4 protein-coding genes are annotated in these 5,151 nt (G+C 49.4%); all 4 read left to right on the forward strand.

Annotation, left to right across the window (positions count from 1 at the left end; genetic code table 11):
- Nucleotides 1-130 precede the first annotated feature (130 nt).
- The 4 genes from fbp (at nt 131) to zwf (ending at nt 5,014) form a co-directional block, all read left to right on the forward strand.
- Nucleotides 131-1,204 (forward strand): class 1 fructose-bisphosphatase, encoded by a 1,074-nt coding sequence (fbp, locus tag WBA89_RS18630; RefSeq protein ID WP_424408698.1) that lies wholly within the window; start codon nt 131-133, stop codon nt 1,202-1,204.
- A gap of 107 nt (nt 1,205-1,311) precedes the next feature.
- Entirely contained in the window at nt 1,312-2,463 is a 1,152-nt protein-coding gene (gene tal, locus WBA89_RS18635; RefSeq protein WP_424408699.1) for a transaldolase, read from the forward strand.
- Between the two features lie 211 nt (nt 2,464-2,674).
- On the forward strand, nt 2,675-3,481 hold the full coding sequence (locus WBA89_RS18640) for a hypothetical protein (protein WP_424408700.1): 807 nt from the start codon (nt 2,675-2,677) through the stop codon (nt 3,479-3,481).
- Between the two features lie 3 nt (nt 3,482-3,484).
- The gene (gene zwf / locus WBA89_RS18645) at nt 3,485-5,014 is read left to right on the forward strand and encodes a glucose-6-phosphate dehydrogenase (protein WP_424408701.1); all 1,530 of its coding nucleotides are present in this window, start codon (nt 3,485-3,487) and stop codon (nt 5,012-5,014) included.
- Nucleotides 5,015-5,151: the final 137 nt, after the last annotated feature.

Below are 5,151 nucleotides of genomic sequence, written 5' to 3' on the forward strand. Positions count from 1 at the left end.
CCCCTTTGGCAAAACCCTTCCTAAGATAGAAGTTAGGGGCGATCGGTCTAACAGCCGATTAGCGGGGCAAACGGCAAGCACCTGAAAATCCCCAACTAACCAGCCGCAAGACAGGGAGAACATCCAAATCATGGTAAACGCGCCAACAGGGGAAACCCGTCTCGGCCAGACCGAACAGGTACAAGCCTTAGACCGCGATTGCACGACTTTATCCCGTCACGTACTCCAGCAACTCCACAGCTTTAGTGCAGATGCTCAGGATCTCAGCGCCCTGATGAATCGCATCGGACTAGCTGCCAAGCTGATCGCGAGGCGACTCAGCAGGGCCGGATTAATGGAAGATGCTTTAGGTTTTACCGGGGGTGTCAACGTGCAGGGAGAATCCGTCAAAAAGATGGATGTCTATGCCAATGAAGTGTTTATCTCGGTATTCCAGCAAAGCGGACTTGTCTGCCGCTTGGCTTCGGAGGAAATGGAAAAACCCTATTACATTCCTGAAAACTGTCCGATCGGACGCTACAGTCTTCTCTACGATCCCATAGATGGTTCTTCCAATCTTGACATCAATCTCGATGTCGGCTCAATCTTCAGCATCCGCAAGCAAGAGGGGGACGATGCAGACGGTTCTGCCTCCGACTTGCTGCAACACGGACACAAACAAATCGCCGCCGGCTACGTACTCTACGGCCCCAGTACCATACTGGTTTATTCGATCGGGCAGGGCGTTCATTCCTTTACCCTCGACCCCAGTTTGGGCGAGTTTATTCTAGCAACCGAAAATATACAGGTTCCCTCGCGCGGCCCGATTTACAGCGTTAATGAAGGCAACTTCTGGCAGTGGGAGGAATCTTTGAGGGACTACATTCGTTACGTCCACCGCAGCGAAGGTTATACCGCCCGCTACGGCGGGGCTTTGGTGGGAGATTTCCACCGGATTTTATCCCAGGGAGGCGTGTTTTTGTACCCCGGAACCGTCAAACAACCCGAAGGCAAATTGCGTTTGCTCTACGAATCGGCTCCTTTGGCGTTTTTGATGGCACAAGCCGGCGGGCGCGCCAGTACCGGCACTCAAGATATCTTAGACGTAGTGCCGACTAAACTGCACGAGCGATCACCCTTGATTATCGGCAGTCAAGAAAATGTAGCGATGGTCGAGTCTTTTATTCAAGATCGATCGCGCAATTCTCGCACAGTCGAAGAGTGAAGTTATTGGTTATGAGTTATTTGTTATTGGTTGGGACGAGTAACAAATAACAAGTAACAAATAACTGTTAACAAATTATTAACTATCAAATAGTAGGAGCGAAAGTAATGACGAAAACAACAACGAATCACCTGTTAGAAATCAAAGACATTGGCCAAAGTATTTGGATGGACAATTTGACTCGCAATCTGATCGAGTCCGGCGAACTCAAACAGATGATTGAAAGTCGGGGACTGCGGGGGATTACATCTAATCCGGCGATTTTCGAGAAAGCGATCGCGGGTAATGTGATTTACGACGCGGATATCGAAGCAGGCATCCGGGCTGGCAAATCTGTGATGGAGATATACGAATCTCTGGTATTTGAAGATATCCGCAACGCTTGCGACATCTTTGCCCCGGTTTACGCAGAGTCGAAGGGTTTGGACGGTTACATCAGCATAGAAGTGCCTCCGACGATCGCCAACGATACAGAAAGCACGATTAGCGAAGCCATGCGCTATTACAAAGCCCTCGGCAAACAAAACGTGATGATTAAGATTCCCGGAACCGCTGAAGGGTTGCCCGCTGTGGAGCGAGTCATCAGCGAAGGGATTAACGTTAACGTGACTTTGCTGTTCTCGGTTGACAGCTACGTCGAAACCTTCTGGGCTTACATTCGCGGTTTGGAAGCGCGGGCGGCTAAAGGTTTGGATGTCAGCAATGTTGCTTCGGTTGCCAGTTTCTTCTTGAGCCGGATCGACAGCAACATTGATGGCAAGATTGACGAGAAACTCAAAAATGTTACCGATATTTCCACCAAAGCCAAACTGGAAGCCGTGAAGGGGAAAGTGGCGATCGCCAATGCGAAGGTAGCTTACCAGAAGTATAAAGAGATCGTCGCGAGCGATCGCTGGCAAGCTTTAGCTGCCAAAGGAGCAAAAGTGCAGCGCTTGCTGTGGGCTTCCACCAGTACCAAAAACCCCAACTACAGCGATGTGATGTATGTGGATGAATTAATCGGCCCCGACACGGTTAACACTTTGCCGCCGAACACTGTGGAAGCTTGTTTCGATCACTGCGATGTCGCACCCCGGATTGAGAACAACGTCGAAGAAGCTTACACCCTGCTCGAAAGTCTCAAAGATCCCGACATCGACATCAACTTGGACGAAGTGATGGCAGACTTGCTCTTGGACGGGATCGAGAAATTTGTCAGCCCCTTCCAATCTTTGATGGATTCCTTGGAAGAGAAAGTTAAGCGGCTGGCAACGGTGTAGTCCACCGATTTGGTATCAGTAAGGGCAGAAACTCTCAGGAGTCATAATACATAATGATTGTGGCTCCTGAATCCTTAGAAATTGTCCGTCTCCAATTATTGACGAGGCCGAGATTATGGAAAATTTGTGTACGAACGTACACAATTCCCCGATCAAAGAATATCAAATCCGCAATCCCTGATTTTTCATCCCGAACTGCTACGGAAATTTTATGTTATCAACTCATATCATTCAACAAAGCGAGGACGGCAACGCCCAACTGGATATCGCTGAACGGGCGAGACTTCAAGAACTCGAATCGATAGTAGAACAAGGACTTCAGACTTTTTACGAAGTCGGCAAAGCCCTTGAGGAAATTCGAGAACAGAAACTGTACCGGGAAACCCACAAGACTTTTGAGGCTTATTGTCAGGAAAAGTGGGGAATAACGAAACGAAGAGCTTACCAGTTCATTGACGCGGCTGAGATTATGGAAAATTTGTGTACGAACGTACACAATTCCCTAGTCAAAGAATATCAACTCCGCCCATTAAAGGGACTGCCCGCCGAGCTACAGCTAGAAATTTGGCAAGAAGCAGTAGAGTCATCGCCCAACGGCATTCCCACTGGTGCAACCGTTAAGCGCTTGGTTGAGGAGCGATTTCCTTCAAACGGAAACGGTCGAACGCCTAAAGATGGTGCTTCAGAATTGGAGAAATTGCGATCGGACAATCAGCGCCTTAGAGAGCAAATCCGAGAGCAAAACAAAGAGAGGGATCGCCGCGCTGCTGCTGTGGCATTGGAGTTGGAGCAGTTGCGAGCCGAAAACAGGCAGTTGAAAGCTGAACTGCTACAGCGAGATAAAGATTGGGAAGTCCGTCTGGCGGTTGAGAGGAGAAAAATTCGAGAGGAAGTTAGGGAAGAACTCAAGGCAGAATATGAAGGGCAGATTAACTCCCTGACCGAACAACTAGCGGAAATGACAAAAAACTATCAAGCTGTACTGGCAAGACTCACAGCATTAGAAGGGGCAAAATAAAACATGGTAACGCTACTTGAAAATCCACTGCGGGTCGGTTTGCGAAAAGAACGGGTACCGGAACCACAAATTCTGGTAATCTTCGGAGCTTCTGGGGATCTCACCCAGCGCAAACTGGTACCAGCAATTTATCAGATGAGGCGCGATCGGCGTTTGCCACCGGAAACTACCGTCGTGGGAGTAGCCCGCCGCCCCTGGAGTCACGATTACTTCCGAGAGCAAATGCGGGAAGGCATCGAAGAATTTGGCGGCGGTATTGCCAATGAGGAATCGTGGCAAGATTTCGCTAAAGGTTTGTACTACTGTCCGGGTGACATTGACAACCCCGAAAGCTATCAAAAACTCAAAACTTTCTTAGCGGAACTCGACGAAGAAAGGAGAACCCGCGGCAATCATATATTTTATCTGTCAGTTTCCCCGAACTTTTTCCCAGAAGCCATTAGACAACTGGGGGCGGCTCAAATGCTGGTTGACCCAGTAAAACACCGCTTGGTAATTGAAAAACCCTTCGGCCGCGACTTGAGTTCGGCAAAAGCTCTCAACCGCGTAGTGCAGAAGGTTTGCCAAGAACAGCAAGTTTACCGGATCGACCATTATTTAGGTAAAGAAACTGTTCAGAATTTAATGGTGTTCCGGTTTGCTAACGCGATTTTTGAGCCGCTGTGGAACCGGCAATTTGTCGATCACGTACAAATTACGGTTGCAGAAACAGTGGGCGTAGAAGACCGGGCGGGTTACTACGAATCCTCTGGGGCGCTGCGGGATATGCTGCAAAACCACTTGATGCAGATTTTCTGTCTGACGGCGATGGAACCGCCGAACTCGCTCGACGCTGACAGCATCCGCACGGAAAAGATGAAGGTTCTGCAAGCAACTCGGTTGGCAGATTTGCACAACTTGGAGTTTTCGGCAATTCGCGGTCAATATTCTGCAGGATGGATGAAAGGCAAACCCGTTCCCGGATATCACGAAGAACCGGGGGTTGCAGCCAACTCAACCACGCCAACTTACGTGGCGATGAAGTTCCTAATTGACAACTGGCGCTGGCAGGGAGTGCCTTTCTACCTGCGTACCGGTAAGCGATTGCCGAAAAAAGTCAGTGAAATTGCGATTCAGTTTCGCGAAGTGCCGCTGCTCATTTTTCAGTCTGCCGCCCAACAAACTGCTCCTAACATTTTGACCATGCGGGTGCATCCGAATGAGGGAATTTCGCTGAGGTTTGAGGCGAAAATGCCGGGGCCGGATTTGCGGACGCGGACGGTGGATATGGATTTCAGTTACGGTGCTTCCTTTGGGGTGACATCTTCGGATGCTTACGATCGCCTTTTGATTGATTGTATGCTGGGCGACCAAACTTTGTTTACTCGTTCTGATGAAGTAGAAGAAGCTTGGCGGGTGGTAACTCCGGCGCTGATGGCTTGGGAATCGTCGAATGACCAAAGTTTGGTGCCTAAATACGAAGCGGGTACTTGGGAACCGACGGAAGCAGAATTGCTAATGAACAGAGACGGCCGCAAGTGGCGACGACTTTAAGAGTCAGTTGACAGGAAAGCAGTTGGCAGTTGACAGGAAAGCAGTTGACAGGAAAGCAGTTGGCAGTTGACAGGAAAGCAGTTGACAGGAAAGCAGTTGGCAGTTGACAGGAAAGCAGTTGGCAGTAGGCAGTTGAC

This window comes from Microcoleus sp. (assembly GCF_049646505.1).
Classification (GTDB): domain Bacteria; phylum Cyanobacteriota; class Cyanobacteriia; order Cyanobacteriales; family Microcoleaceae; genus Microcoleus.